Below are 26,010 nucleotides of genomic sequence, written 5' to 3'. Positions count from 1 at the left end.
CTGAACGTCCCGTTCGAAGACGGCACGGCCCCGCAGACTTCCCTCGACAGCCCCTGGCCCCGTCATGACGCGCGTCGTGGCCGCACCAGAGGGTCACGGAGCCTTGGGCGTGTTGCCGCGCAGGCGTCGCAGGAGGAGGAGCGCGACGGCCGCGGTGGCGAGTTCGCCGGAAGCCAGTGCCGCCCAGACGCCGCCGGTGCCGAGCCGGCCAAGGGCGACGACGAGGGGGACTTTGATCAGGAGCAGCGTTCCGAGGGTGAGCAGGTAAGCGGGCGTGGGGCGGCCCAGGGCCTGGGCGTAGGAGGCAACGAGCGGGCCGACGCCGGCGACCGTCAGGCCGAGGGCGATGACGCGGAGCGCCTGCGCGGCGGTGGCGATGGTGTCGGCGTCGTTCAGGAAGATTCCGGTCAGGGGGCGTGCCGCCAGCGCGAGCGTGACGGCGGTGAGCAGGCCGTACAGCAGGGAGCCGCGCAGTGCGAGGTGGCACGCGCGCAGGGCGCGCTGGTGCAGGCCCCGGCCGGCGTTGTAGCCCGCGAGAGGCTGGAGCGCCTGGCTGATGCCGGTGTGCGGCATCGTCGCGAAGGTCTGCAGGCGGGCGCAGACGGCGTAGGCGGCCAGGGCGGTGGCCGGTCCGGTGGCGGCGAGGGTGGTGTTGACGAGGACGGCGAGCAGGGTGACGCCTGTTCCGGCCAGGAAGGAGGGAAGGCCGACGGCGAGGAGTGTGCGCAGTGTCGGACCGTGGGGCAGCAGGTCGTGCAGGCCGATGCGATACGGGCGGCCGCGTCGGCGGAAGAAGAACCACAGGCTCATCGCCGCGGACACGGCCTGGCCTCCGACGGTGCCGAGGGCCGCGCCCCGTACTCCCAGGCCGCATCCGAAGATCAGCAGGGGGTCGAGGGTGATCTGTACGGCGACGGCCACGACCCACAACAGGGTGGAATAGCCGGTCCGGCCCTCGGCGCGCACCAGGCTGGAGAAGCCGGTGGAGACGATCGCCCCGCACAGCAGCACCACGGCGTAGGGGCGGGCGGTGTCGCGCAGTTCGCCGTGCGCGCCGAGCAGGGCGAGCAGCGGGTCGAGGAGAGCCAGACCGAGCCCGGTGGTGGCGGCGGCGCAGATCCAGAACAGGGCGAAGGAGTTGCCCGCCGCACGGGCGGCGGCGCCTCGGTCTCCCGCGCCCAGGGCACGGGAGATCAGGGAGGCGCCGCCCGCGCCGACGGTGGTGGACACCGCGCCCAGGAACAGCAGCAGCGGGGCGGCCAGGTTGACCGCCGCCATCGCGTCGTCGCCCACGCCCTGGCCGACGAACCAGGCGTTGGTCAGGGCGTAGACGCCGTACACGCCGACCGCTGCGGTCGTCTGCGTGCAGGCCCGCCACAGCAGCCGGCCCACCGGCTCGGTGCCGAGCCGGCTGGTGCTGTCGGAGTCGCGGGCGAGGGGGGTGGTGGTCACGGCCGGGTGCGGCCGAGCGATGCCATCGCCTCGTCGAGTTTCGGGCGCGCCCAGTCGTACTGCGTGGTGCCGGCGTGGGCGCGGTAGACGGTCTCGATGACCATGATGAGCATGAGGTAGAGGCCGTACAGGTTGCGGCGCACCCGCTGGCTCGCGGTCAGCTCACCATGGCCGTAGCCGCGCATGAAGGCCGATGGGTCGCCGAAGGCGGCCAGTTGTACGCCGGTGAAACCTGCCTCGATCAACGGGTCGCCGTAGAAGGCACGTTCGTGGTCGATGACGCAGACGAGCTTTCCGTCACGGACCATGACGTTGCTGTCCCACAGGTCCCATTCGACCAGACGCGGTTCGGTGACCTCGTCGAGACTGCCGGCGTGTTCGGCCATGACCGCCCGGACCGTGTCGTAGTCCCATCCGATGTCCACGCTCCGGCGCTCGCCGTCGCGCAGGACGTCCTCGAGCATGCCGGTGAACACCCGCCGCCAGCTCGGATCGCCAGGACCGGCCAGTGGCCCGAACGCCGCGCCGCGCAGCGAGTTGATCTCCCTGTTGGCCGCGCCGACCTGTTCCATGTAGGCGTCGCGTTCTACGGTGGGGAGTGTCTCGGCGATGATCCCGAGGTTTTCGGCATCGACGTACGGCATGAAGAAGTAGTCGGCGTCGCACAGTTCGCGGCTCTGGTCGGCGAAGTCGACGGCCGGAACCGGCACGGAGGTATGCGTGCGCAGAAGCTCCAGCATGGCCAGTTCGGTCGACATCGCGCCGCGCTCGTAGGTCATCACCTCCACCTGCGGCGGCGGGGCGATCTTCAGAACGACCTCGGCGCCGTCCCTCAGGCGTATGCGGTAGGCGACGTTGAACCAGCCGTGCCCCAGCTCGCTCACCCACCCGTCGCCGACCGGAACCCGGTCGGCGCCGTAAGCGCGCGAGACCATGGCACGCAGCGCGTCCAGCGACTGCCTGTTCTTGGTGATGCTCTCCACACCCTGCCCCTTCGATCCTGACGTGCAGGCCGCGCCGCCGGGGAGATGGTGGCTTCCGGATCGGCGGCCGGCGGTACGGACGCGACCGTTCCACGCGAATGACACCACATCGTCCGCTTCATGAACACGGGCGGTGGGTGTGCGGCGGCCCACGTCCCACCAGCGGCGCGAGGAGTCGGCATGAAGGGCACGTATCGCACGTCGGCCGCGGGAGTCCCGGCCCGTCTCACCCCCGTGTCCCCGCCCCCCGTGTCTCGCTCCGGCCGACGGGAAGGAGCAAGGTGAACGTTGCCGGGTGCCGGTTGGTCAGGGAGAGCCTGCCTCCGAGAGAAACGGCCAGTTCACGGGCGAGGGCCAGGCCGATGCCTGTCCCCTCTCCGCCGCCGGTGCGCCCGCGGTCGAAGAGCCGGGACGGCTCGCCCGTCACGGCACCCTCGTCGCTCACGTCGAGGGCGAGGGCGTCCTCCAGGTCCCGAACCGCCACGCGGACCGTGCCGCGCCCGTGCACCCGGGCGTTGTCCAGCAGGACCCCGAGCACCTCCGAGACGGACGCGCCCGGAACCCGGATGCCGGCCGGTGTCTCCTCGGTGGAGCACTCCAGACGCCTTCCGTCCTGGGCGAACAGGCCGTGCCACCGGTCTTCCGTCTCCCGCAGCAGCTGTCGTACGGCGGTGGTCCCGGCGGTGGGGCGGGCCGTTTCTCCGGAGCGCGACAGGCGCAGCACTTCCTCCACCGTGTGGTGCAGGCGTTGGGTGCTGGCCAGCGCCTCGGCCAGCACGGGCCGCAGCCGGGCGTCGTCGTCCTGCTCGAGACCGGCCTCCAGGGCGAGTTGCAGGCCGGTGAGCGGAGTGCGCAGCTGGTGGGAGGCGTTGGCGGTGAAGTCACGCTCGCGGCGCAGGAGTTCCGAAAGGCTGTGCAGCATCTCGTTGTGAGTGCGGGCGACCTGGTCGATCTCGGCGACGCGGCTCGGTGCGGCCCGTACGGTCAGGTCGCCCTCGGTCACCGCCCGGCACTGACGGGAGAGATCCTCCAGCGGCGCGGCCAGCACCCGGGCCTGCCGGCGGGCCACGAGGACCGCGACGGTCAGCGCGAGTGCGGCGACGCCGAGCAGCAGCAGCCAGGCGACAGTGACCCGGTTGCGTACGGCACCGGCGGGCGAGGAGGCCCGTACGACGCCGATCACCTTCTCCGCGTGGGAGACGGGTACGGCGACCACCAGGTCCTGGCCGGCCCGGCCCCGCACGGCCGCACCGCCCAGGGACTGCCGGACCGGGCTGTCGCCGGGCCGCGGGCCACTGCCCGCGCGCAGTCGCAGCCCCGGGTCGTACAGGCCCAGACGCCCGCCGGACGGTGGTGCGGGCAGTTCCACCGGATCACCGGTCACGAAGTCCGGGCTCACGCGTACGGCCGCGGCCAGGGCCGACCGCTCCAGGGTGTCGCGCTGGTCGGCGTAGAGGGACGACCTGATCGCCAGGGCCAGCGGGACGGCGAGGAGTAGGACGGCGACCAGGGCCGCCGTCAGGGCGACTCGCACCACGCGCTGTCTCATGCCCTCATCATGCGGGCCGTTCATCTGGGCGGACGCGCTGCGCCACACGGTTTTGCCGTCGTCTAACCCTCGGTGAGCGGGGTGTTAACCGACCTCCTCCTAGCGTCGGTGCCATGACCGTCCGGTCCGAGGACTCCCCTGGAGGGCAGTGACCATGACAGCACGCACAAGAACGTACGCGGTCGTCGGGCTCACCCTCGCAACGGCGGTGACCACCGGCTGTTCCGGCACCGGGTCGCACGCCGGCACAGGCGGCCCGGCGTCCGGTTCGGCCACCGTCAGCCGACAGAACCAGCCGGCACCCACCGAGTCCAACCCACCCGGTGACATCCCCGACAACCAGGTGTACGTCGCCTACCGGCCGACCGGCGGTTCCTACACCGGCTTCACCGTGAAGGTCCCCGAGGGCTGGGCCCGTACGAGCCAGGGCGGCACCACCGCGTTCACCGACAAGCTCAACACCGTGCGGATCACCGCGGTTTCCGCCTCCGGCGCGCCTACGGCGAGCTCGGTCACCAACGCGGTCGTACCTCGACTCCGCTCCCAGGTACCCAGATTCTCCTCACCCGCGGTGAGCGAGGCGACCCGGCGAGCCGGCCGGGTGGTCCTGCTCACCTACCAGGGCGACTCGGCGCGGAACCCGGTCACCGGCAAGGTGGTGCGGGACGCTTTCGAGCGGTACGCGTACTACCGTGCGGGGCACGAGGTGGACCTGACCCTGTCCGGACCGGTCAGGGCCGACAACGTCGATCCGTGGCGCATCGTCAGCGACTCCTTCACCTGGCGGTGAGCACCATGTACGACAGCACACCGGCCGGCGGTGCCGCCGCCGGCGACGTCCTCACGGCCCGCGAGCTGTACCGCTTCCACCGGGCCGGCGAGGAGGAGACACTCGCGCTGCGCGGGGTGTCGCTGAGCGTGCGCCGTGGCGAGACGGTCGCGGTCGTGGGGCCGTCCGGGGCCGGCAAGTCGACGCTGCTGGCGTGCCTGGCCGGGCTCGACGAGCCCTCCGGTGGCGAGGTCCACGTCGACGGCGTACGGATCAGTCATCGGCCCGAGACCGAGCGAGCCAGACTGCGGGCCCGGCACATCGGGGTCCTGCTGCAGACCCGGAACCTGCTGCCGCACCTCAGCGTGCGCGAGAACGTCCGCCTGCCGCAGCGTGCGCTGGGCCGCAGGGCCGCTGTCCCGGCCGGGGAACTACTGGCCCGGGTGGGGCTCGCCGACCGGGCGCACGCCCTGCCGCGTCAGTTGTCCGGCGGCGAGCTGGCACGGGCCGGGCTGGCCGTGGCGCTGGCCAACTCGCCCGCCGTCCTGCTCGCGGACGAACCGACCGGTGAACTCGACGGCGAGACCGAGCAGTCGGTACTGGCCATGTTGCGGGAGCGGGCCGCGGAGGGGTGCGCGGTCCTGATCGTCACGCACAGCCGGGAAGCGGTCCGTATCGCGGACCGGGTGATCACCCTGACGGACGGGAAGTGCGCCGATGCCCGGCGACAGGACCACGAGGAGGCGCACGATGCCGTCGGATGAGGTACTCGTCAGCTGCACGGACGCCGCCCTGACCTTCGGCCGCGGGCCTCAGGCGGTCGTGGCCGTGCACGGGGCCGACCTGGAGATCCGGAGCGGGGACCGGCTCGCGGTGGTCGGCCCCTCGGGGTCGGGCAAGAGCTCGCTGCTGCATCTGCTCGCCGGCCTGGAGCAGCCCACCAGCGGCGCCGTCACCCGGGCGGCCACGCTCGGACCGTACGACACCGGTCTGGTCTTCCAGGGAGACAGCCTCGTACCGGCCCTGAGCGTGGTGGAGAACACCGCCCTGCCCCTGGTCCTGACGGATCGTCCGGAGGGCGAGGCGCGACTGTGCGCGCTCGCGGCACTCGCCCTGGTGGACGCCGCGGACCTGGCCGACCGGCTCCCCGAGGAGATCTCCGGCGGTCAGGCCCAGCGGGTCGCCGCCGCCCGGGTCCTGGCCCAGGCGCCACGTCTGATCCTGGCCGACGAACCCACCGGGCGCCTGGACCACGCCACCGGCGCCCGCGTTCTGGACGCCCTGCTGACGGCCGCCGACCACACCGGCGCGGCACTCGTCGTCACGACCCACGACCCGGCCGTCGCCGCCCGGCTCTCCGTCCGCCGCGGCATGCGCGACGGGCGGCTGCTCGCACCCGAGGAGATTCCGTGACCACCGCCCCGGAGCGGGGACTGCCCCGGCACCGCATCGGAACCCCGCCGGCCATCGAGGAGATGCCATGATCACCGCCTGGGCCCACGGACTGGCCCGCCACCGCGCCGGACGGCTCCTGGCCGCGCTGACCGGCATCGCTCTCGCGGTCGCGCTGGTCGCCGCGCTCGGCTCCTTCCTGACCGCGTCGAAGGCGACCATGACCCGGCGTGCCGTGCACTCGGTCGCCGTGGAGTGGCAGGTCCAGGTACAGCCCGGCGCCGACCCGGACTCCGTTCTGTCCCTGGTGCGCGCCGCCGACGGCACCCGTGCCGCGCTGCCGGTCGGCTACGCGCGCACCGGCGGGTTCACGGCCCGGATACAGGGAAGCACCCAGGCCACCGGTCCCGGCATGGCCCTCGGCCTGCCCGACGGCTACCGCGCCCGCTTCCCCGACGCCGTTCGCACGCTCTCCGGCTCGTCCACCGGTGTCCTGCTGGCCCAGCAGACCGCATCCAACCTGCACGCGGCGCCCGGCGACACCATCGGCATCCGGTTGCCCGGTGCGGGTCTGCGCCAGGTGCGGGTGGACGGTGTGGTCGACCTGCCGCAGGCCGACTCCCTCTTTCAGACCGTCGGCGCTCCCAGCCAGTCCCAGCCGACCGCGCCCCCGGACAACGTCGTCCTGCTGCCCTCCGCCCGCTTCGCCGCCCTCACCCGCGGGGCCACCGGTGTCACCACCCAGATCCACACCGCTCGCGACACGACCCGGCTGCCCTCCGACCCGGCCGCCGCCTTCACCGCGGTCACCGGCGCCGCCCAAAACCTCGAAGCCCGCTCCGCAGGCACGGCCCTCGTCGGCAACAACGTCGGCGCGGCGCTCGACTCGGCCCGCCAGGACGCCCTGTACGCCCAGATCCTCTTCCTCTTCCTCGGTGTGCCGGGCGCGGTGCTGGCCGCCGCGCTGACGGCGGCGGTCGCCTCGGCGGGCGGTGAACGGCGCCGCCAGGAACAGGGGCTGCTGCGGCTGCGCGGCCTGCGACCCCGTCAGATCACCGCCCTCGCCGGCCTGGAGGCCGCTCTCATCGGCCTCCTCGGCGGCCTGGCGGGACTGGGAATCGCCGCCCTCACCGGCCGGCTCGCCTTCGGCACGGCCTCCTTCGGCGCGAGCGCGGGCACCTGGTCCGTCTGGTACGCCGTCGCCTTCGTCCTGGGAGCCGCGGTGGCCACGGGCGCGGTCCTCGTCCCCGCCCTGCGGGACCTGCGCACGGTCACCGTCGCCGACACCCGCAAGCAGGAGGCCGTACGGCGCTCACGATCGCCCTGGTGGATGCGCTGCGGGCTGGACTTCGCCCTCCTGACCGGCTCCTGGTTCGTCTTCCGCGCCTCCTCCGGCAACCAGTACTCACTCGTCCTCGCGCCCGAGGGCGTCCCCAGCATCTCCGTGTCGTACTGGGCCTTCCTCGGCCCCGCCCTGCTGTGGATCGGCGCGGCCCTGCTGCTGTGGCGCCTGGTCCTGCTCGCCCTCGCCCACGGCCGTCCCGTCCTGGCCCGGCTGGTCCGGCCGCTGACCGCGACCCTGGCCGGCACCACCGCTGCCGTCCTGGCCCGGCGCCGCCGCCCGTTCGCCCGGTCGGTGGTCCTGCTCGCCCTCGCCGTCTCCTTCGCGATCTCCACCGCCGTCTTCAACGCCACCTACCATCAGCAGGCCGAGGTCGACGCCCGGCTGACCAACGGCGCCGACGTCACCGTCACCGAACCACCGGGTGCCCACGTCGCGCCCGGGGCCGGAGCAGCCCTGCAGATCTCCGGCGTACGGCACGTCGAACCGCTCCAGCACCGCTTCGCCTACGTCGGCGCCGACCTGCAGGACCTCTACGGCGTCCGACCGGACAGCGTCGCCAGGGCCACTTCGCTCCAGGACGCCTACTTCGCCGGCGGCACCGCCGGCCGGCTGATGCGCCGCCTCGCCCAGCGCCCTGACAACCTCCTCGTCAGCGTCGAGACCGTCAACGACTTCCAGCTGTCCCCGGGCGACACCGTCAACCTGCGTATCCAGGACGCCCGCACCAAGTCCCTGCGCACGGTTCCCTTCCACTACGCCGGCATCGCCAAGGAGTTCCCCACCGCACCCAAGGACAGCTTCTTCGTCGCCAACGCCGCCTACATCGCCAAGGCCACCGGCGACGACTCGGTCGGCGCCTTCCTCCTCGACACCGGCGGCACGAACCAGCAGCGGGTCGCCGCCCACCTGCGAGGAAACCTCGGTACGGGGGCCACCGTCACCGACCTCACGCAGACCCGCGGCACCGTCGGGACCAGCCTGACCTCCGTCGACCTGGCCGGTCTCACCCGGATCGAGCTCGCCTTCGCCGTCCTGCTCGCCACCGGCGCCGGCGGCCTGGTCCTCGCCCTCGGCCTCGCCGAACGCCGCCGGACCTTCGCCATCGCCACCGTCCTCGGCGCGCGACCACGCCACCTGCGAGGCATGGTCCTCTCCGAGGCGCTGTTGCTGGCCGTCGGGGGCCTGGCCGGAGGCGCCCTCATCGGCTGGGCCCTGTCGGAGATGCTGGTCACGGTCCTGACCGGCGTCTTCGATCCGCCGCCCGCGGCCCTGTCGATCCCCGGTGGCTACCTGGCACTCACCGGGGCGGCCGCCGTCGCCGCCATCCTGGCGGCGGCCCTCAACGGCGTCCGCGGCAGCCACCGCCCGGCCGTGGAGGAGCTCCGCGACCTGTGAACACCGTGTGCACCCAGGACGGGCCCCTCGGCCCCGCGACTTCTAGGCTGTCGACCATGCGCACGCCCGCCGCACCGGACCGCAGCCGACTGCGCGTCCTCGTCGTCGAGGACGACGACACCATCGGCCGCCACCTGGAAACCGGCCTGCGCGGCCACGACTACGCCCCGACGTGGTGCCGCACCGGAGCGGGCGCCCTGGCGGAGGCCGCCCGGGCACCGTACGAGGTACTGCTGCTGGACCTGGGGCTGCCGGACATGGACGGCCTGGACGTCGCCCGGCAGCTGCGCGCCCGCCTCCCCGACCTGCTGATCGTCGTCCTGACGGCACGGACCGACGACATCGACATCATCGCCGGGCTGGACGCGGGCGCCGACGACTACCTCGTCAAGCCGTTCAGCCTGACCGTGCTGCTCGCCCGGCTGCGGGCCCACCTCAGACGGCACGTGGTGGCCGTGCCGGCCCGGGAACCGGTGCGGCTGGGCGATCTGGTCGTCGACGTGACGGCCCGCCGCTGCGCTCTGCTCGGCGTCGACGTCCCCCTGCGGGCCAAGGAGTTCGACCTGCTCGCGGTGCTGGTCACGCGGGCCGGCCAGGCGGTCTCACGCGAGACGCTGATGGCCGAGGTGTGGGACGAGAACTGGTTCGGCTCCACCAAGACCCTCGACGTGACACTGGCGGGCCTGCGCCGCAGACTCACCGAGGCGGCACGGGCGGAGGGCAGGCGGTCCCGGCTGCCCCGGATCACCACGCTGCGGGGCCACGGGTACCGGCTGGAACGGCAACCGGATCCACCGGACTGAGAACGCGCCCACATGGCCCCCGGGACCCGGTACGGCGAACACCTCGCTGGTTCACGGTGCCGAGCGGCGGGCGCCCAGCGCCAGGACCGGCGGTCCCGGGACCGGCGGCAGCCATGTGGAGGCGGGTGAGCGGCGATCACGCCGCTGTGCGCGCCGGAGCAGGACGCCTCAGCCGTTCCCTGTGCCTTACGGTCGGCTGACACCGGGGCGGGCGAGACCCCGGTCGTAGGCGAAGATCACTGCCTGGACGCGGTCCCGGGCACCGATCTTGGCCAGGACACGGCCGACATGGGTCTTCACGGTGGACTCGGCCACGACGAAGCGGGCGGCGATCTCGCCGTTGGTCCAGCCCTTGCCGATGGCGACGAGGATCTCACGCTCGCGTTCGGTCAGGGAGGCCAGGCGCGGGTCGTCGCCCGGATCCCCCGGTCCGGTGGGCACGGGCACGTGCCGGGCGTACTCGTCCAGGATCCGGCGGGTGAGGGCCGGCGCGATCACCGCGTCGCCCCCGGCGACCGCGCGGATCCCGGCGAGGAGTTCGTCGGGGCGCGCGTCCTTGAGGAGGAAGCCGCTGGCTCCGGCCCGCAGGGCGGCATGCACGTACTCGTCGACGTCGAAGGTGGTCAGCACGAGGACCCGGGAACGCCCGCCGGCCTCGGCGATCCGGCGGGTCGCCTCGATGCCGTCCATGCCGGGCATCCGTACGTCCATCAGCACGACGTCGGGACGGAGTTCGGCGGTCCTGCGGACGGCCTCGGCACCGTTCGCGGCCTCACCGACCACCTCCGTCTCGGGGATGGAGTCGAGCAGCACCCGGAAGCCGTAGCGCTGCAGCTGCTGGTCGTCGACGATGAGTACCGTGGTCACCGGGTGCCTCCCCGCGGAGTGAGGTCCAGGGTGGCCTCCACGGCCCATCCGCCGTCGGCCGCGGGGCCGGCGGTCACGGTCCCTCCGTACAGTGCCGCTCGTTCACGCATGCCCACCAGTCCGTGTCCTTCCTCGTTCCGTGGTCCCGGGGTCCCGGCGGGACCGGCCGGCCCGTCGTCCCGGATCCGGATGACGAGCCGTTCGCCCCCGACGACCACCGTCAGGTTCACCCGGGTGCCGGCACCGGCGTGCTTCAACGTGTTCGTCAGGGCTTCCTGGACGATGCGGTAGACCGTCAGCTGCACCCCGCGGTCCAGGGCGTCCACCTCGCCGACGGTGCGGTAGACGACCTCCAGGCCGGCGGTACGCACGCTGTCGCACAGCGTCTCGATGTCCGCGAGGCCGGGCTGGGGGCTCAGTTCGGGTGCCTGCCGGGTGCCGTCCGACGCCTCGCGCAGGACGCCGAGCACCCGGCGCAGCTCGCCGAGGGCCGTCCGGCCGGTGTCGCCGATGAGCAGCAGGGCCTCCTTGCCGCGTTCGGGAGCGGTGCCGGTGGCGTACGCTCCGGCGTCGGCGAGGGTGATGATGACGGACAGGTTGTGGCCGACGATGTCGTGCATCTCGCGCGCCACCCGGGCGCGTTCCGTGGCGGTCGCGAGTCGGATGCGCTGGTCGCGTTCCGTCTCCAGCCGCGCCGCCCGCTCCCGCAGCCCCGCGAGCTGCGCCCGCCGGGTCCGCACCATCAGGCCGACGGCCAGGGCCGCGATCAGCGTACTCAGCAGGAAGAACAGGGCGTCCCAGACGGACACGGCCGGCGAGACCCGCACCGCCACCAGCACCATCCCCGCCGCCATGACCCCGCAGGCCCACGGCAGCCGCCGCAGCTGCCCGTGCAGGGCCAGGCTGTACAGGGCCACGAACAAGGCGACGTCCGCGCGCAGCGCGGCGCCCAGCGACCACTGCAGGACGAAGACGACGGCGATGGCGGCGAAGGCGGTCATCGGCCGGCGCCGCCGCCACAGCAGCGGCAGTACCAGACCGGCCTGCAGGGCCAGTACGGCCGCCAGGGGGAGCTGGGTGAAAGCGAACTGGAACCTGTGCCGCTCGTCCCCGTCCGGGTCCGCCCCGCCGCCATGGTGCACCAGGTCCGGCAGACAGAACATGAGAAGGACCAGCACCACCACCGCGGTGTCCAGCACCCATGGGCGGGCCCGGTCCGCCTGGCGGAGCCGCTGGCCGGCCCGGGCGAACCGGGCGACCAGCGGTCCCATTCCGCTTTCGTCGTCAGTGATCATGCTGGTGGTCAAGGTCGTCACCTGCCCATGGTGCAGGCGGTCAGACGTCGCTGCGCACCAGCCGGTACGCCGCTCCCGCCAGCGCGAGCGCCGTCCAGCCGAGGAAGACCAGCAGCCCGGCGGTGGGTGACAGGGCGGGGCTGTCGTGGGTCAGGGCGAACATCGACTCGCCCGCGTTGCTCGGCAGGTAGGGGCTGATGTCGTCCTGCCAGGAGCTGGGCAGCAGGGAGACCAGTCCCGGCACCAGCATCAAGGTGGCGACCAGTACCGAGATGCCGCCGGCCACCGACCGCAGCAGGGCACCCAGCGCGGTTCCGATGACACCGACCAGACCGAGGTACAGGCCCGCGCCCAGCAGGCTGCGCAGGACGCCCGGGTGCGTGAAGCCCATGGCGGCCGGGGTGCCGGAGACGATGGCGCTGCCGAACCCGAAGGCGACGAACGCACCGACGGTGGCGACCACCAGCGCGACCAGCCCGAACACGGCCGCCTTGGACCACAGCACGGGCAGCCGGCGTGGTACGGCCGCGAGCGTCGAGCGGATCATCCCGGTGGAGTACTCCCCCGCCGTGACGAGCACTCCGAGCACACCGAGGGCGAGCTGTGCGAAGTTGGTGCCGAAGAGGGACAGGCTCACGGCGGTCGCGGTGGCGAAGTCCCGGTCCTGGTGCGGGGAGCCGACGCCGGACTTGTAGTGGTTCGCCGCGATGAGCCCGAAGGCGACGAGGAAGAGCAGGCCGAGACCCAGGGTGATCCAGGTCGAGCGGAGCGACCACAGCTTGGCCCATTCCGAGGCCAGCACGCGCCGTCCGGTCACCCGGTAGGCGGGACGGGCCGGGGCCGCCGGGGGCGCCTCTGGGGTCGTGGTGAGGGTGGTGCTCACGCGGTCCTCCCGGCGGTCTCGAGGGTGTCGACGGTCGTGGAGCCGTGGTACTCCACGGCATCCCTGGTCAAATTCATGAACGCCTCCTCCAGGGACACCGTCCGGGCCGCCAGTTCGAACAGCGCGATCCCGTGCTCGGCCGCCGTCAGACCGATCTCGCGGGCGGTCAGCCCGGCCACCTGGAGCTCCTCGGAGCCGGCCCGGCCGGTGATGTCGACCCCGGGTCCGGCCAGTGCCTCCCGCAGCCGGCCCGGCTCCTGGGTTGCCACCTGAACGGTGTCGCCGCCCGCCTCCCTGACGAGGTCCGCCACGGTGGTGTCGGCGAGCAGCCGCCCGCGCCCCACGATGATCAGGTGGTCCGCGACCAGGGCCATCTCACTCATGAGGTGAGACGACACGAACACGGTCCGTCCCTCGTCGGCGAGGGCCTTCAGCAGGTTGCGGATCCAGAGCACGCCCTCCGGGTCGAGCCCGTTGACCGGCTCGTCCAGCATCACCGTCTGCGGGTCGCCCAGCAGCGCCGCGGCGATACCGAGCCGCTGGCCCATGCCCAGGGAGAAGGCACCGGCCCGCTTCTTCGCCACGCTGCCGAGACCCGCCATCTCGACGACCTCGTCGACCCGGCGCCGGGGGATCCCGTGCGTCAGCGCGAGTGCCCGCAGATGGTTGTGGGCAGAGCGGCCCGGATGGATCGACTTCGCCTCCAGAAGCGCCCCCACCTCCTGCAAGGGCGCCTGGTGGCCTGCGTAGCGGCGTCCGTTCACCGTGACGGAGCCACTGGTCGGGGCGTCGAGTCCGACGATCATGCGCATGGTCGTCGACTTCCCCGCGCCGTTGGGCCCCAGGAAGCCGGTCACCGTGCCCGGCCGCACGGCGAAGTCCAGGCCGTCGACGGCCTTCTTCTCCCCGTACCGCTTGGTCAGCTGCTGAGCGTCGATCATGCGCGCCTCTTCCTGTCGGAACCGGCGCCCGTCCGTCACCCCTGGCGCCTCACGACAACGCTAGGAGGCCGGACACCCTGATCCGGTGGTACCGCGGACTGATCCACATCCGCCGGGTCGTACGGTGGTACTACGCGCCACTGCGCCTTTGGTCTCACCCTTCGGGCCACGTCCGGGTTCGGTGTGCCGTCGTGCTGGTGCCGGACGGGGATCTCCCGACGGCGGCGACTGCGGCGAAGTCGCCGCCGATCACGTTCGTCAGCGCATGTCGGTCAGGAGGGTGTTGAGCTCGGCCTCCTGCTGCGCCGCCGGCATCGGCGCGTTGGAGTGGTCGATGCCGAAGGTCTTCAGGACCTGGTCCATCTGGGCGTCGAGGAACGTCCAGCCGGTGTTGTCCAGCGGCTGCAGCGAAGCCTGGTCGGCATCCCAGAGGTCTCGCAGCGACTGGGCAGCCGCGTGGGCGCCGGTCGGGTTTCCCGCCTGTGCGTCCTTGAGCGAGGTCGACGCGAGTGCCCTCAGCGCGTCGACCTTCGTGGCCGGAAACTTCTTCACGGCCTGGCCGGGGGCGAGGTGAACGGTGGAGGTGGCGTCCTCCTCGGGCGCCGGGCCGACATGCGGCCGGCCGTGCGCCCAGACCAGCAGGCCCACGGTGGCGACGGCGAGAAGGCCGAATCCCGCCAGCGCGACGCGCTCCTTTCGCGGGTCGGCGGTGATCTGCGGGGTGTGCGTGGCGTCGTAGGTCTCGGTCACGTCGGAGCGCGTGACGGTCAGGTAGACGACGGTCGCCAGGATCAGGCCGAGGAAGATCAGGCTGGTGGTGAAGGTGCCCAGCGCGAGGCCGGTCGGCTCGCCCGGCTGGGCGGTCTTCGGCGAGGCGAGCCAGTCGCCGATGTTGGCGCCCAGCGGGCGGGTCAAAATGTACGCGAGCCAGAAGGACAGCACAGGGTTCGCCCCGAACCTCCACAGCAGCGTGATCGCGGCGATGAGGCCGAGCGGCAACAGGACCGAGGCTCCCGGGCTCCAGCCGGTGAGCTCGAGGGTCCAGTCCCCGGTCGCGGTGCCGAGCGCGAAGGTGACGAGCACGGTGAGCCAGTAGAACGACTCACGCGAGCGCGTCGTGACCGAGTGGATCGAGAGGGTGCGCTCGCGCAGCCACCACGCGCCGAAGACCACGGCGAGGAGCACCGAGAACACCGTGGAGCTGATCCACAGTGGTACGTTGAGCTGGTCGGTCAGGATGTCCGTGTACAGCGTGCCGGTGACACTGACAACGACCACGGTCAGCCAGTACGGGAACGGGACGTACCGCTTCAGCCGCAGCTGGACGCCCAGCACCACGACGAACACCGCGGTGAAGATCCAGGCCGTGTTCACCAGGCCGACGCCCAGCTTCATGTTGATCCAGTCGGCGAAGCTCTCACCGACGGTCGTGCACAGGATCTTGATCACCCAGAACCAGACGGTGACCTCGGGAACCTTGTTCAGCATCAGGCGCCCACCGCGGCGCGTGCGGGTTTCGCTCGTCGTTGTCATGCGCCGAGACTGGCTCGGCCAACCTGCACACAACCTGACTACGCGATCGCCTCCGCCATCGGGAAGGTGACCTCGACGCGGCCGTGGCCGTCCGCGATCGCGCGGACCGTCACTCCCGCGGACGCGGCGAGACGCTTGACCACGGCCAGCCCCAACCCGTGCCCGTCGCCGCTGGTCACCCCTGCTTCGAAGACCCTGTCGACCTCCGCCGGGTCGAACCCCGGTCCGTCGTCGAGGACATCGATCACAACCTCGTGGGGCTGGACGCGCGACGTGAGCCGGACGCGCGAACTCGCGTGCCGCAGGCCGTTCTCCAGCAAGGGCGACAACACCGCCACGACGAGTTCGCTCGCCACCGCGACGTCGACATCGGCCGGGATGGCGAGTTCGACGGCGCGGCCGGCGATCGCCTGCCGAGCCGCCGCCCTGAGATCGCAGCGGGTGCCGCCGTCGATCCGGGTCCGGGCGGCTCCGAGGATCGTGTTGATCGCCGTGTTCAGGCGGTCGACCTCGGTCAGTACGGACTCCGGTGCCACCTGGTGACCGGAGAGCTGCGCCAACTGCGCCTCGCCCCGCAGGGCCGTCAGGGGCGTCCGCAGTTCGTGGGCGATCTCGTCGGTGAGCCGGCGCTCGTCCGCGAGCGCGTTGTCCACGCGTTCGAGCAGGCGGTCGAGGGTTCGTCCGAGCTCCCCGAACTCGTCCCGGGGAACGCCGAGGCCGAACCGGCGCCCGGGTTCGTGATCGCCCCAGTCGTCGGCGAGAGCGGCCATTTCGTGGACCACCCGCAACGCGCGGCCCACCACGAGGTGCGCGACGACGCCGGCGAGCAGGATCGCGATGCCGCCCAGGATGAGCGACATCGTCAGGCTGTGCTGCTCCGACGTCTCGTACGGCGTCAGATCCACCCTCACGACCACCATGCCCCGGTGGCCTTCCAGACGGATCGGCTGGGCATACAGGAGGTGACTGCCGACCGTGGTGGTCTGGGACCGCCCGGATCCGACGAGCGCGTCGACGCGGTCAAGGACACTGCCCGGCACGATTCCGTCGATGAGGTGTCCGTCGGCGTACACCCACGAGACCGTGTCGAGCGCTTCGTTGCCGCCCTCGATGAGCACGACGTGTCCGCCGCGTACGGCCACGTTCGCGGCCACCGCCTCCGCACGTGTGTGCGCCAGCGTGTTCGCGTCGGCGTCGGTCACCTGGCTCAGCAACACGTGCGAGACCACCACCAGCACCGCGACCACCGCTGTGGCGATCAGAACCGCGAGCGCGACGACCCTCCCGCGGAAGCCCGTCACTCCCATCGGTAGCCCACCCCGCGGACCGTCGCCAGGCGGTCGGCCACGCCCAGCGCACCGAGCTTGTTCCGTAGCCGGCGAACGTAGGAGTCGAGGGTGTTGTCGCTGACCCGCGCGCCGTACGGCCAGCCGGCGGCCACGAGCGCGTGGCGGCGTACGGCGTCGCCCTGCGAGGCGATGAGCCTGCCCAACAGCCGGAATTCGGTCGGCGTCAGGCTCTCGCTCGCCGAACCGTGGGTCACGACATGTTTCGCCGGATCGAGAACGACTCCCCTCGGTGAGGTCGTCGTGGTCGTCCTGCGCAGCAGGGCACGGACCCTCACCAGCAACTCCGGGATGTCGAACGGTTTCGTCATGTAGTCGTCGGCTCCCGCCTCGAAGCCGCCCACCTTGTGATGCATGCCGTCCAGAGCGGTGAGCATCAGTACCGGAGCGTCGACGCCACGCGCCCGCAGCGCCAGGCAGACGTCGCGGCCGTCGGCGTCCGGAAGTCCCAGATCCAGGACGACCAGGTGAGGAACCGGCTCGAGCTGCCGCAGCAGGCTGTTGGCGGTGGCAGCGACCGCGACCGTGTGGCCGTCGTGCTCCAGTGCCCGCTTGAGGACGTCACGGACCGCCGCGTCGTCTTCACATACCGCGATAAAAGCCACAGAACGACCCTAGGTACTCCGGCAACAGTTCTCTATTTTCCCTGGCCAGCGCCTTGGGGGACACGCCGACGATCAGTGCCACCGGCGCGAGCGGAAGGCCGCCGGAATCGCTGCCGTCATCGAGCAGCAAAGGCTGCCTGGTTTCCGCGACCGCCCACCATACGCCCCACCTCTACGTGACGTAGTAGACGAACGTGAATCATGTGGAATCTCACGTTTCTCCGGGCGGGCGAGAGGAGAGGCGGCGTGGCCGGACCGGAACAAGCGGTGAGCTGGTCACAGGTGTCGGTTCCGTGACGCGCGTCCCCCGTCGGGCTCGGCTCGCGAACAGGCCGGAGAGCGCGAGCGCGGTGATGAGCGAGACGACGCCGCCGAGGATCAGGGTGAAACGGGCTCCGAGAGCGTCGGACACCAGGCCGACCAGCGGCGCGCCGACAGGGGTGCCGCCGAGCAGGACGAGAAAGTACACGGACAGGACGCGACCCCGCAGCGACGGGTCGGCACGGAGCTGGACCAGCGTGTTGGCGGTGGTGGTCACGGTCACCGCGGCACATCCGGTGACGAACAGCAGGAGCAGGAACGAGACGTATCCCGGCATGAGGCCCTGCGCGACTTCCAGGGCTCCGAACCCGATCGTGGCCGAGATCAGACGGCGCCCGGTAGGGGGCTTGCCGTGACCGGCCCAGCAGATCGCGCCGAAGAGGCTGCCCAGAGCGTAGGCGGCGGACAGGTAGCCGAAGCCGGCGGCACCCGTGTGGAAGACCGTGATGGCGACCAGTGACACGGTGACCTGGAAATTCAGACCGAAGGTGCCGACGAGGGCGACGAGGCTGATCGGCAGCAGCAGTTCCGGGGTGGTCGCGATATGGCGGAGTGCCTCGCGCGCTCGGGTGCGACCCGGTCGCGCGCGGGCGAGCGCGTCCGGCGCGTCCGGCGCGTCGGTACGGATGGTGAGCAGGCCGTGGAGGACGGCCAGGTACGAGACGGCGTTCAGGAGAAACACCGGGCCGGTCCCGAGGGACGCGATGGTCAGGCCGGCGAGGGCCGGGCCGATGGCGCGGGCCACGTTGAACTGGGCGGCGTTCAGGCTGACCGCGCCGGCCATGCGCTCGCGGGAGACGAGTTCGCAGACGAAGGCGTTGCGGGCCGGGCCGTCCACGGCGGTGGCGGTGCCGAGCGCGAGGGCCAGCGCGTAGAGGGACGGCAGGTTCACCGCTCCGGTCATCGTGAGCAGTCCCAGCAGGAGCGACTGGGCGGCCATCGCCGTCTGGGTCAGGAGCAGCGTCCTCCGCTTCGGATACCGGTCGGCCAGCACGCCTCCGCTCAGGCCGAGCAGGGTCTGCGGCAGGAACTGCAGCGCGGTCACCGTGCCGACCGCGGCGCCGCTGTCGCCGGTGGTGTGGAGGACGAGCAGGTCCTGGGCGGCGCGCTGCATCCACGTGCCGATGTTGGAGACCAGCTGCGCGAGCAGGTAGCGCCGGAAGTTCCGGACGGCGAGTGCGTGTTTCACCGGCGGGTGCAGGACGGCACTCATGACGTCAGACGGGCATACGTGTCGCCCGCGACGGGCGGGCCGTCGCCATCGTCGCCGCCGCCCTCGCCGTCGCCGTCCAGGTGGTGGAAGGTTGGTCGGGGGTGCATCAGGAAGGCGTGATGGGAGATGTTCCACGCGTAGGCACCGGCCATGGCGAAGGCGACGCGGTCGCCGACGCGCAGCCGTTCGATCATGATCCGGTCTGCCAGTACGTCCTTGGGCGTGCACAGCTGGCCGACCAGCGTCACCGGCTCGTCCCGCGCCTGGGGACGGTCCCAGGGCCGGTGCCAGCTGTCGTCGGGGATCACCTCGAACGGCTGGTCGTGCTGTTTCGCGGCCGGGGTGCGCAGGTGGTGGGTGCCTCCGCGCAGTACGGCGTAGGCGCGCGCTCGGCTGAACTTGACGTCCAGGACCTGGGTGACGTACCAGCCGCAGTACGCCGTGACCGAGCGGCCGGGCTCGATCCGCAGGGTGAGGTGGGGATGGCGGGCGAGGATGCGGCCCAGTCCGGCGCCGAGGACGGGCCAGTCGAACCTTCTGGCCGGATGCGTGTAGTCGACGCCCATGCCGCCGCCCACGTTGACTTCGCGCAGGTCCACACCGCGATCGCGAGCCCAACTCCCGGCCCAGGCCAGAACCTTGTCGACGAGCAGGAGATGGGGCATGGCCTGGAGGCCGCTGGCAAGGTGGAAGTGGAGGCCGCGCAGCCGGATGCCCGGGACCGTCTCCGTCACCCGCAGGCAGCGGTCCAGTTGAACGGGATCCATGCCGAACGGTCCACCGCCCATGGCCAGGGCGACGCGGCCCACGTCGACGGGCAGGTTGACGCGCAGCAGGACGTCCACGGTCCGGTCGCCCAGCAGGGCGATGAGCAGGCGGAGTTCGTGTTCGCTCTCGATGTGCAGGCGCTCGGCTCCCGCGTCCAGCGCGCGGCTGAGCTCCTGCGGTGTCTTGCCGGGACCGCCGAAGGCCACCGGTGCGCCCGGGACGACGGCACGGACGTGGTCCAACTCGCCGCCGGAGGCCACCTCGAAGCCGTGGACGTGTCCGGCGAGGGTGCGCAGGATCCGGGGGTCGGAGTTGGCCTTGGCCGCGTACAGCAGCTCGACTCGGTCCGGCAGTGCGGCCCGGATCCCGCGCACGTGCTCGCGCAGGCCGGTCAGGTCGTAGACGTAGGCGGGCAGATCGTCGTCGGGCAGTGCGGCGACGAGGTCGTACGTCTCGGGCCTCACCGGACCACCTCGCGGGGGAAGTCCGCGCCGAGCGGACTGGGCAGGGGTACGTAGGTGGCGTGCCGGTCGGCCTTGCGGGACCAGCGCAGCAGGAGGTTGGACTTGGCCGGGAGCGGTACGCCGGCCAGCAGGGCGCGCAGGCGCGGCGGTTCGGCGGCGGTGCGGGCGTAGCGGGCGAGGTGGTCGCGGACCAGGCCCCACAGGGCGGGTTCCAGCGCCGGGTCGAGGTCGGCCAGTGCGCTGAGCATGTCGGCGGTGTGGTTGACCAGGAGGCAGTACACGACCCGGTTCCAGCCGTGTTCGGGATCGTAGGTGAGGGGACCACGCACGTCGTCCGGGAGTTCGCCGAGGGCCTGTTCGTGACGGCCGGGCAGGAGCTTGGTGCCCTCCAGATCGCGGAAGAACATCTGCGCGGGCGTGCCGTCGGCCTCGACGCCGACGACGACGTTCTGCAGGTGCGGTTCGAGCACGACGCCGTGTTCGAAGTAGGCGGCCAGTACCGGCGGCAGCAACAGCCCGAGGTAGGCGTTCCACCAGGCCAGGATGTCACCGTCGCCGCGGGCGAGCAGCCGGGAGACATGGGCCGCGCCGGTCGGGTACTCGTCCGCCACCGCGGCGGCGAGCAACGGTGTGACCCCGGGGCGCAGATGGTGGCGCAGGCCGGAGCGGACGATGACGCCGAAGCCTTCCAGGAGGGCGGTGTCGCCGACCGTGGCGAGGGTGCGGTAGCCGGGCTCGGCGAGGAGCGCGCAGTCCGGGAAGCGGTCGGTGAGCCGAGCGAAGACGGGCTGGAGCAGGCGGTTGAGGGCGACGGCGCCGGACAGTTCGTAACTGGCGTGCTTGCGGACGCAGTTGGTGAGGCGGACGTTGAGGCTGAATTTCAGGAACACGTCGGTGTCGGGGGCGTAGAGCGTCCGCACCGATGCGGTCGGCACCAGCTCCGGGCCGCCCGTGCCGGTGTCCACGACGTCCCCGGCGGCGACCGCCTCGCGCAGCCGGTCGTGGTCCTTGAGCTGCCGGTACTGCCAGGGATGCACGGGGAGTACGGCGAACTCCGGGCCGGCCACCGGGTGCAGTGCGTCCAGTGCCTGCGGCTCGCCCTCCTCGCGTACGAGGTGGCGGCGCACGGCCAGGTAACGCAGGCGGAAGCGGGTACCGGTCTCCGGGCCGTACGCCAGCCAGTCCGCCGGTTCGCCGGTTCGGGCCTTGGGCGTGGGGTGGAAGCGGTGGCCGAACACCAGGGACTGTTCCGAGGCGATGTACGGGTCCGCGGGCGCCCTGGCACCCGCGCGCTCCTCAAGTACGACGCGGATCGTCTCCCGGCTGTCCGCCACCTGGCCCAGGAACTCGTCGTTGGCCAGGCCCGTGCGCTGTTCCAGTTCGTCCTGGATGCAGCCGGCCAGCTCGCGCCAGTCCACGGCCACCCAGGCATCGCCGTCGAGCCGCTGCACCAAGCCCTGGAAGCGATGCGCTCCGGTCAACGAGGCCCGGCGCAGTGCGGCACGGAGCAACAGGCCCCGGCGGGGCAGCCGTAGCAGGAGGTGATCGTGCACGACCGTCACCTGGTGCTCGGGCGCGGACACCTCGCGGATCAGGCAGTTGAGGAGGGTGTGGGTCGTGACGAGGTCGGCTGTCCGCGACGGGTCCTCGGACAGGGAAGGGACGGAGGCGGCGCTGTGGGTGGGGGCGGCTGTGCCGGTGGTCATGTGGTCGCTCCAGTGGGACAGCGGTGGATATTCGAGGTCAACGGCACAACACCAGGGGATTGGGAAGGGACGTCCATTGCGCGGCGCCCGGGTTCTCGGACAGACGCATGGCGACGGTGGCCTTCAGCGGCATCGTGTCCCCGAAGAACGCCGCCGCGTCCTCCTGGTCCGGCAGGGTGGCGAACACGCGGCGTCCGGCCTCGGCGACCGTGCCCCACAGCGCCCGTGGGTCAGCCGCCCGGGTGCGGGCAAGGACGTCGACCAGCTCGCTGAAAACCCCGCTGACCAGGCCGCCGAAGAGCTTGGTGCGCAGCGCGCCGGTGTCGTCCCCGGCGCGGGTGCCGAGCAGCGGCGGCAGCGTGAAACCGCACCGGGCCAGGCGGCGCGGGCTGATCCGTACGCCGTCCAGGTCCCGGTACAGCACCCGCACCGGCCGCCCGTCCCGCAGGACGACCAGCGTGTTCTGGCCGTGCGCCTCCAGCGCCACCCCCATGGACAGCAGCGTCAGGGCCGGCGGAAGGACGAGTCCGGCGAGGTCCGCCAACCAGCGCACCGGGTCCCCCGACACCACGGCGGCTCCGGTCGCGTGCACGGCCGTGAGCGGTACCGCGATCTCCCCGGCGCCGAGGTGGCACTCGGTGGATTCCCGGATCATGGCCGTCAGGCTCGCGGAGGGCTCTCCGTGGACACGTACCGAGCCGCCGCCCAGTTCGCGCAGGACGCGGAGGCTGTCGCCGTGACCGGCCTTGTCGATGACGGCCGCGACCAGCTCGGACAGTGCGGGCCCGTCGGCGACCTCGGCCGCGGAGATGGTGCGCCGGTAGTTGGTGACCTGGACGTCGAGGGCGGTCTTGACGTGGCAGCCGGGCAGCGCGCCGAGCGGTGCGAGGGTGCGCAGCGACAGCAGCGGGCGGGCCGGGATCGTCTCCTCCACGACGGCCAGGTCGCGGTGGTGGCGGAGCACGTGGTCGCGCTGCCAGGGGTGCACAGGCAGCAGGTGGGCGTCGCCGTCCCGCAGTGTCCGCGGCCAGTCGCCGGCGCCCTGCCAGCGGTCGGCCGGGACCCGGACCAGGGCCAGCCTGACGACGGGACGGTGTTCGGGCGCGTAGGCGAGCACGTCGGCGACGGACATGCCGGTGCGGGTCCGGCAGCAGGGGTGCTGCGGGTGGCCGTCGACGACCGCCTGCTCGGCATCCGCCGAGTCGGCCGGAGTGCCCTGCCGGTGCGTGTTCGCGGCTCTGGCGAGGGCCAGGTTGACGACGCTGTTGTCGAGTTCGGCCGCCAGCCGCTCGGCCGCGGGGGTACGCAGGCCCAGCTGTGCCAGCAGATGGACCGGGTCGCTGATCGGTCCCCGCGGCCCGGACACGGCGAAGTCCTGCGGAACGTCGGCGAACGGTCGCGCGCCGGCCTCGGCCGCGGAGAGCGAGCCGCCCCGTTGCAGTTCGACCACCAAGGACTCGCGCGCACGGCGGCGCGTGGCGACACCGGGGAGGGGTTCTCGTGCGAAGGCGCCCCACAGGCGGGACAGCACGGTGGCACGTGCTCCCGGGAGCGCGTCCGCGAAGGGATCCACCAGGTCCGGGCGGATGCGGCGCAGTTCGTCGATGGGCATGCGGTGTCCCTCGTTCCTGCGGTGGCGGGTTGTCCCGGTGGTGCTCCGGTGGCACCGACCGCCCGGCCGACGCTACGGGAAGGCGATCAAGGGAATTGCCAGAGCGAATACAGCGAGAGATCGCGGACACCCCCGGTACAGCGCTTCGCCTCGTACGGTTCCGGCCGATCCGTCCGAGGACGACACAGGAGCGGGCGTACTGACCTTGGATCAGATTCCGACTGTCACCTGGGAGACCGCGGGCCGGAGTCCGCCGTCTTAACTCTCGGCTTACGCCGCACTGGCCAGGCCCTTGATGTCGTCAAGAAGCCGCGCCACAGCGACTGATCCGACCGTGGAAGATCACCGGCTCGGGGGAGCTTGCGGCGTTTGCGCCACGCGCAGCGGCCGGTGTCTGTGAGCCTTTCGGCATGCGTGTCTTGCTGATCGAGGACGACGACCGGGTGGCCGGACCGTTGGCGGAGGGACTGCGCCGTTTCGGGTTCACCGTGGATCACGCCACCACGGGGGCCGAGGGCCTCGCCGCGCCGGAGGCCGCGATGGTGCTGCTGGATCTGGGGCTGCCCGACATGGACGGCATCGACGTCTGCCGGGCGCTGAGATCCCGCTCGTCCGTGCCGATCATCATGATCACGGCCAGGGACGACGAGGTGGACCGTGTACTCGGGCTCGAACTGGGCGCTGACGACTACGTCTCCAAGCCCTTCGGCGTACGGGAGCTCGTCGCCCGGATCCGGGCCGTCACCCGCCGCGCCCGCCCGGCGGTCACGGACCCTTCGTGCGGGTCTTCGCGGACCTCGGACGGCCTCGATCGTCCCGGGGCGCCCGACCTCCAACGTATCGGCCCGCTGACCATCGACCGCCGGACCCGGCAGGTACGCCTGCACCAGTCGTCCATCGCCCTCGCGCCCAAGGAGTTCGACCTGCTCACCTGCCTCGCGGAGGACCCCGGTGCGGTCTGCTCCCGCCGGCAGATCCTCGACACGGTCTGGGAACCGAACTTCTTCGGCCCGACCAAGACCCTGGACGTCCACATCGCCGCGCTTCGCCGCAAGCTCGGCGACGCATCCTGGATCGAGAACATTCGCGGCATCGGCTTCCGTCTCGTCCTCCCGGCGCGTCTCGACGCCACGTCCGCCGCGGCGCGGGCGCTGGGCGGAGAGCTCCGGTGACCCGTCGCCTGCTGCTCAGCCACCTGAGCCTGATACTGCTCGTCCTGCTCGCGCTCGAAGTTCCCTTCGGCGTTCTCTACGCCCGCAGCGAGGTGGCCCGCTTCTCCCGCACGGCGGAGCAAGGGGCGATGACGCTCGCCGAGGTCTGCGAGGACAGGATGGAGCACGGACTGACCACCGACCTGCCGGACCTCGCCGTCGCGTACGGGCGGCGGACCGGCGGTACCGTACTGGTCGCCGACCACCGGGGGGTCGTCCTCGCCGACACCGCCGCCCGCGCCGTGGTCGGCGAGGACCTGTCCGCCGAGCCGGACATCTCCACGGCGCTGCACGATCGATCCACCGTCGGTACGCGCAGGACCGCGCCCGCGGACAGCGAATTCCTCGTCGTCACCGTGCCGGGCGGGTCCAGCCCCGCCGTCGCCTGTGTGGTGCGGACGGTGTACGCGCTGGGCCCGCTCGATGCCAGGGTGCACACCACCTGGTTGTTCCTCGCCGCTCTCGGGCTCGGAGTCCTCGCCGTCGCATCCCTGATCGGACTCGCTCTCGCTCGCTCGATCACCCGCCCCGTGCGCGCCCTGGAACGCGCCACCGCGCAACTCGCCGAAGGCCGGATCACCGATCCCCTCGCCACCGACCGCGGGCCGGCGGAACTGCGCAGGCTCGCGGCGTCGTTCACCCGGACCGCGACCCGGCTTCAGCACCTGCTCCAGGCTCAGCAGGCGTTCGCCTCCGACGTGTCGCACCAGTTGAAGACACCCCTGACCGCACTGCGTCTGCGCCTGGAGAACTTCGAGCCGCACCTCGCCCCCTGCGCCCAGGACAGTCTCGACAAGGCCCTCGGGGAGCTGGAGCGGCTCAGCCGCATGGTGCACGGGCTGCTCGCTCTCGCCCGGCTGGAGAACACGGAGATCCGGGCAGCGGCCGCCGATCTGGATGCCGTCGTCCGCGACCGCGCGGACATCTGGACGGCCTTCGCCGCCGAACAGCAGGTCGGCATCGTCGTGTGCGGAGGCACGTCCGTGCCGGTGCTGGCGGTCCCCGGCGCACTGGAACAGATCATCGACAATCTGCTCTCCAACGCGCTCCGTGTGTCCGCACCGGGCACCTCCGTCACGCTGGCCGTCGTCGCCACCCCCGTGGACGGCACCCGGACCCCGCCCGTGACCGAGCTGCATGTGACCGACCAGGGCCCCGGTATGACCGAAGCCGAGCGCCACCGGGCCTTCGACCGCTTCTGGCGAGCTCCTCATGCCGACCACGACGGCACCGGCCTCGGTCTGCCCCTGGTCCGGCATCTCACTCGCGCAGGAGGGGGAGAGGTCACCCTGGAGGCAGCCCCCGGCGGCGGACTCGACGCGGTCGTCCGCCTCCGGCACGCCGACTGCCGCGAGCGGCACGATCGGCCGGTCACCGCCGCGCACGCCGACGCCGCGGCCCGGCCCGCACCCGTGCGGTAGGACACGGGGGTCTGTACGTCGGCCGGGCGCCGCGAGCCTCGTAGCCGGCCGACCGCTTCAGGACGATGTCCGGGGACGGCGGGGGCACATGAGGTGCAGGCCGGTGCGAGCCGGCCCTGCTGGAGATCGGCGCGTC

The 26,010-nt window shown here is 72.1% G+C and carries 22 protein-coding genes; 7 read left to right on the top strand and 15 right to left on the bottom strand.

The annotated features are described in order from the left end of the window. Positions 1-93 precede the first annotated feature (93 nt). The 3 genes from ACFY3I_RS39585 to ACFY3I_RS39575 form a co-directional block, all read right to left on the bottom strand. Positions 94-1,452 (bottom strand): MATE family efflux transporter, encoded by a 1,359-nt coding sequence (locus ACFY3I_RS39585; protein ID WP_390865785.1) that lies wholly within the window; start codon positions 1,450-1,452, stop codon positions 94-96. Further along, complete coding sequence (locus ACFY3I_RS39580; RefSeq protein ID WP_390865784.1) at positions 1,449-2,435, bottom strand: phosphotransferase family protein; 987 nt, start codon at positions 2,433-2,435, stop codon at positions 1,449-1,451. The genes ACFY3I_RS39585 and ACFY3I_RS39580 overlap by 4 nt, the downstream gene beginning before the upstream one ends. A gap of 226 nt (positions 2,436-2,661) precedes the next feature. After that, on the bottom strand, positions 2,662-3,984 hold the full coding sequence (locus ACFY3I_RS39575) for a histidine kinase dimerization/phospho-acceptor domain-containing protein (protein WP_390865783.1): 1,323 nt from the start codon (positions 3,982-3,984) through the stop codon (positions 2,662-2,664). Between the two features lie 154 nt (positions 3,985-4,138). Between ACFY3I_RS39575 and ACFY3I_RS39570 the strand changes: the two genes are divergently transcribed. From ACFY3I_RS39570 to ACFY3I_RS39550, 5 genes are all read left to right on the top strand, one after another. After that, positions 4,139-4,774 carry a hypothetical protein gene (locus tag ACFY3I_RS39570; protein WP_390865782.1) on the top strand — a complete coding sequence of 212 codons (636 nt, stop codon included), beginning with the start codon at positions 4,139-4,141 and terminating at the stop codon, positions 4,772-4,774. A gap of 5 nt (positions 4,775-4,779) precedes the next feature. Next, positions 4,780-5,517, top strand: coding sequence for an ABC transporter ATP-binding protein (locus tag ACFY3I_RS39565; RefSeq protein ID WP_390865781.1), 738 nt, complete (start codon positions 4,780-4,782; stop codon positions 5,515-5,517). Next, positions 5,504-6,166: an ABC transporter ATP-binding protein gene (locus ACFY3I_RS39560; RefSeq protein ID WP_390865780.1), complete on the top strand. Its 663-nt coding sequence runs from the start codon at positions 5,504-5,506 to the stop codon at positions 6,164-6,166. Before ACFY3I_RS39565 ends, ACFY3I_RS39560 begins: the two co-directional genes overlap by 14 nt. 67 nt (positions 6,167-6,233) lie before the next feature. Further along, the gene (locus ACFY3I_RS39555; RefSeq protein ID WP_390865779.1) at positions 6,234-8,885 is read left to right on the top strand and encodes an FtsX-like permease family protein; all 2,652 of its coding nucleotides are present in this window, start codon (positions 6,234-6,236) and stop codon (positions 8,883-8,885) included. Positions 8,886-8,941: 56 nt separating this feature from the next. After that, a complete protein-coding gene (locus ACFY3I_RS39550; RefSeq protein WP_390865778.1) occupies positions 8,942-9,688 on the top strand; it encodes a response regulator transcription factor in 747 nt (248 codons plus the stop codon). 186 nt (positions 9,689-9,874) lie between these two features. Here ACFY3I_RS39550 and ACFY3I_RS39545 read toward each other — a convergent pair whose 3' ends face one another. The 12 genes from ACFY3I_RS39545 to ACFY3I_RS39490 form a co-directional block, all read right to left on the bottom strand. Beyond that, complete coding sequence (locus ACFY3I_RS39545; RefSeq protein WP_390865777.1) at positions 9,875-10,555, bottom strand: response regulator; 681 nt, start codon at positions 10,553-10,555, stop codon at positions 9,875-9,877. Then, positions 10,552-11,850, bottom strand: a complete 1,299-nt coding sequence (locus ACFY3I_RS39540; RefSeq protein WP_390865839.1) for a histidine kinase — start codon at positions 11,848-11,850, stop codon at positions 10,552-10,554. Before ACFY3I_RS39540 ends, ACFY3I_RS39545 begins: the two co-directional genes overlap by 4 nt. A 40-nt stretch (positions 11,851-11,890) precedes the next feature. Beyond that, positions 11,891-12,733 (bottom strand): ABC transporter permease, encoded by an 843-nt coding sequence (locus ACFY3I_RS39535; RefSeq protein WP_390865776.1) that lies wholly within the window; start codon positions 12,731-12,733, stop codon positions 11,891-11,893. Continuing rightward, positions 12,730-13,674 (bottom strand): ATP-binding cassette domain-containing protein, encoded by a 945-nt coding sequence (locus ACFY3I_RS39530; RefSeq protein ID WP_390865775.1) that lies wholly within the window; start codon positions 13,672-13,674, stop codon positions 12,730-12,732. The genes ACFY3I_RS39535 and ACFY3I_RS39530 overlap by 4 nt, the downstream gene beginning before the upstream one ends. 258 nt (positions 13,675-13,932) lie before the next feature. Further along, positions 13,933-15,207 (bottom strand): hypothetical protein, encoded by a 1,275-nt coding sequence (locus tag ACFY3I_RS39525; protein ID WP_390865774.1) that lies wholly within the window; start codon positions 15,205-15,207, stop codon positions 13,933-13,935. A 38-nt stretch (positions 15,208-15,245) separates the two neighbouring features. Further along, complete coding sequence (locus ACFY3I_RS39520) at positions 15,246-16,514, bottom strand: sensor histidine kinase (protein WP_390865773.1); 1,269 nt, start codon at positions 16,512-16,514, stop codon at positions 15,246-15,248. Beyond that, the gene (locus ACFY3I_RS39515; RefSeq protein WP_390865772.1) at positions 16,505-17,158 is read right to left on the bottom strand and encodes a response regulator transcription factor; all 654 of its coding nucleotides are present in this window, start codon (positions 17,156-17,158) and stop codon (positions 16,505-16,507) included. Before ACFY3I_RS39515 ends, ACFY3I_RS39520 begins: the two co-directional genes overlap by 10 nt. Then, entirely contained in the window at positions 17,136-17,288 is a 153-nt protein-coding gene (locus tag ACFY3I_RS39510; protein WP_390865771.1) for a hypothetical protein, read from the bottom strand. Before ACFY3I_RS39510 ends, ACFY3I_RS39515 begins: the two co-directional genes overlap by 23 nt. A gap of 81 nt (positions 17,289-17,369) precedes the next feature. After that, positions 17,370-18,692, bottom strand: a complete 1,323-nt coding sequence (locus ACFY3I_RS39505) for an MFS transporter (protein ID WP_390865770.1) — start codon at positions 18,690-18,692, stop codon at positions 17,370-17,372. Beyond that, the gene (locus ACFY3I_RS39500) at positions 18,689-19,924 is read right to left on the bottom strand and encodes a type III PLP-dependent enzyme (protein WP_390865769.1); all 1,236 of its coding nucleotides are present in this window, start codon (positions 19,922-19,924) and stop codon (positions 18,689-18,691) included. The genes ACFY3I_RS39505 and ACFY3I_RS39500 overlap by 4 nt, the downstream gene beginning before the upstream one ends. Next, positions 19,921-21,630: an IucA/IucC family protein gene (locus tag ACFY3I_RS39495; RefSeq protein WP_390865768.1), complete on the bottom strand. Its 1,710-nt coding sequence runs from the start codon at positions 21,628-21,630 to the stop codon at positions 19,921-19,923. The genes ACFY3I_RS39500 and ACFY3I_RS39495 overlap by 4 nt, the downstream gene beginning before the upstream one ends. A 37-nt stretch (positions 21,631-21,667) precedes the next feature. After that, positions 21,668-23,242 carry an IucA/IucC family protein gene (locus ACFY3I_RS39490; RefSeq protein ID WP_390865767.1) on the bottom strand — a complete coding sequence of 525 codons (1,575 nt, stop codon included), beginning with the start codon at positions 23,240-23,242 and terminating at the stop codon, positions 21,668-21,670. Positions 23,243-23,652: 410 nt separating this feature from the next. On the opposite strand from ACFY3I_RS39490, the gene ACFY3I_RS39485 reads away from it, so the two are divergent. Together ACFY3I_RS39485 and ACFY3I_RS39480 are read left to right on the top strand one after the other, a co-directional pair. After that, positions 23,653-24,414, top strand: coding sequence for a response regulator transcription factor (locus ACFY3I_RS39485; protein ID WP_390865766.1), 762 nt, complete (start codon positions 23,653-23,655; stop codon positions 24,412-24,414). Further along, the gene (locus ACFY3I_RS39480; RefSeq protein WP_390865765.1) at positions 24,411-25,874 is read left to right on the top strand and encodes a sensor histidine kinase; all 1,464 of its coding nucleotides are present in this window, start codon (positions 24,411-24,413) and stop codon (positions 25,872-25,874) included. The genes ACFY3I_RS39485 and ACFY3I_RS39480 overlap by 4 nt, the downstream gene beginning before the upstream one ends. Positions 25,875-26,010: the final 136 nt, after the last annotated feature.

The organism is Streptomyces sp. NPDC001068 (assembly GCF_042897315.1).
Lineage (GTDB): Bacteria > Actinomycetota > Actinomycetes > Streptomycetales > Streptomycetaceae > Streptomyces.
This window is presented reverse-complemented; position numbering and strand designations above follow the sequence as displayed.

What these genes read in the sequence shown, in the direction of transcription:
- ACFY3I_RS39575 (WP_390865783.1), bottom strand. Translation starts at nt 3,984, where the DNA reads ATGAGACAGCGCGTGGTGCGAGTCGCCCTGACGGCGGCCCTGGTCGCC.
- ACFY3I_RS39570 (WP_390865782.1), top strand. Translation starts at nt 4,139, where the DNA reads ATGACAGCACGCACAAGAACGTACGCGGTCGTCGGGCTCACCCTCGCA.
- ACFY3I_RS39565 (WP_390865781.1), top strand. Translation starts at nt 4,780, where the DNA reads ATGTACGACAGCACACCGGCCGGCGGTGCCGCCGCCGGCGACGTCCTC.
- ACFY3I_RS39560 (WP_390865780.1), top strand. Translation starts at nt 5,504, where the DNA reads ATGCCGTCGGATGAGGTACTCGTCAGCTGCACGGACGCCGCCCTGACC.
- ACFY3I_RS39555 (WP_390865779.1), top strand. Translation starts at nt 6,234, where the DNA reads ATGATCACCGCCTGGGCCCACGGACTGGCCCGCCACCGCGCCGGACGG.
- ACFY3I_RS39550 (WP_390865778.1), top strand. Translation starts at nt 8,942, where the DNA reads ATGCGCACGCCCGCCGCACCGGACCGCAGCCGACTGCGCGTCCTCGTC.
- ACFY3I_RS39540 (WP_390865839.1), bottom strand. Translation starts at nt 11,850, where the DNA reads ATGATCACTGACGACGAAAGCGGAATGGGACCGCTGGTCGCCCGGTTC.
- ACFY3I_RS39530 (WP_390865775.1), bottom strand. Translation starts at nt 13,674, where the DNA reads ATGATCGACGCTCAGCAGCTGACCAAGCGGTACGGGGAGAAGAAGGCC.
- ACFY3I_RS39525 (WP_390865774.1), bottom strand. Translation starts at nt 15,207, where the DNA reads ATGACAACGACGAGCGAAACCCGCACGCGCCGCGGTGGGCGCCTGATG.
- ACFY3I_RS39520 (WP_390865773.1), bottom strand. Translation starts at nt 16,514, where the DNA reads ATGGGAGTGACGGGCTTCCGCGGGAGGGTCGTCGCGCTCGCGGTTCTG.
- ACFY3I_RS39505 (WP_390865770.1), bottom strand. Translation starts at nt 18,692, where the DNA reads ATGAGTGCCGTCCTGCACCCGCCGGTGAAACACGCACTCGCCGTCCGG.
- ACFY3I_RS39495 (WP_390865768.1), bottom strand. Translation starts at nt 21,630, where the DNA reads ATGACCACCGGCACAGCCGCCCCCACCCACAGCGCCGCCTCCGTCCCT.
- ACFY3I_RS39490 (WP_390865767.1), bottom strand. Translation starts at nt 23,242, where the DNA reads ATGCCCATCGACGAACTGCGCCGCATCCGCCCGGACCTGGTGGATCCC.
- ACFY3I_RS39485 (WP_390865766.1), top strand. Translation starts at nt 23,653, where the DNA reads ATGCGTGTCTTGCTGATCGAGGACGACGACCGGGTGGCCGGACCGTTG.